Below are 905 nucleotides of genomic sequence, written 5' to 3'. Positions count from 1 at the left end.
CAGATCGCGTCCCTGACGCGCCTCGCGGTTGGCATCGGCCGCGGCGCCGGCCATGTTCTGCGCATTCTGCGCCACCTCCTGCACCGCCACGCTCATCTCGTGCACCGCCGTGGCCACCATGTTGGTCTGGTCGCCCTGGCTGGTCGCGGCCTGGCTGGCCTGGGCGCTGATCGCGCTCATCTCCTCGGCAGCCGCAGCCAGCTGGGTGGCGGTCTCGGTGAGGTGACGAATCAACGCCTGCTGATGTTCGAGCAGGGTATTGAAGGCACGCGCCGTGTCGGCCACCTCGTCGCTGCCCTCGGCGTTGGCCCGCAGGGTCAGGTTGGCGTTCTCCTGCACCTCGCTGATCACACCGCGCAGGGCCGACAGCGGGCGGATGATCGACAGGCCGATCACCAGGGCCACCAGCAGCACCAGCAGCAGCGCGACCACACCGATGCCGATGAAGGTGTTGCGCATCGACTGGTACAGCTCGCCGGTACGAACCCCGAGTTTTTCCCCCTCGCTGAGCTGCAGGGCGATCAGCTGCTCAAGCTCGCTGCCGAGCGGATCGAAGGTGCCGTACAGCTCGCGGTTGAAGCTGCGCGGCTCGATCGCCCGCAGCTGGCCGCCATCGAGCTTGCCCATGTACTGGTCCACCAGCTGCTGCACCTGCTGCAGGTCGACGCGTACCCGTTCGACCCTGGCCTTTTCGTCCGCAGTCATGTTGGTCGCCAGGTAGGCCTTCCAGGCCTGGTCGCCGCGTTGGCGGGCCGAGGCCAAGGCCTCGCGCAGCTTGGCCTCGTCGAAGAGTTCGGCGCGGTATTTGTGCAGGGAATCGACGATGGTCACCGCGTAGGCGTAGGCGAAGAACTTGAGCTGGCTGACCGGCTGCATTCGGTCCTTGAACAGTTCCTCGAAGCTCT

At 66.5% G+C, this 905-nt stretch carries 1 protein-coding gene; it reads right to left on the bottom strand.

Annotated features, from left to right (window positions below; translation table 11 throughout):
- Positions 1–905, bottom strand: a 905-nt coding sequence (locus J0A65_RS24305; RefSeq protein WP_206596832.1) for a HAMP domain-containing protein, incomplete at both ends; no start/stop codon positions are given.

It is taken from the genome of Bowmanella yangjiangensis (assembly GCF_017255015.1).
In the GTDB taxonomy this organism is placed as follows: domain Bacteria; phylum Pseudomonadota; class Gammaproteobacteria; order Enterobacterales; family Alteromonadaceae; genus Bowmanella; species Bowmanella yangjiangensis.
Note: the sequence above shows the minus strand (reverse complement) of the source record. Positions and strands in the feature narration are given on the sequence as shown.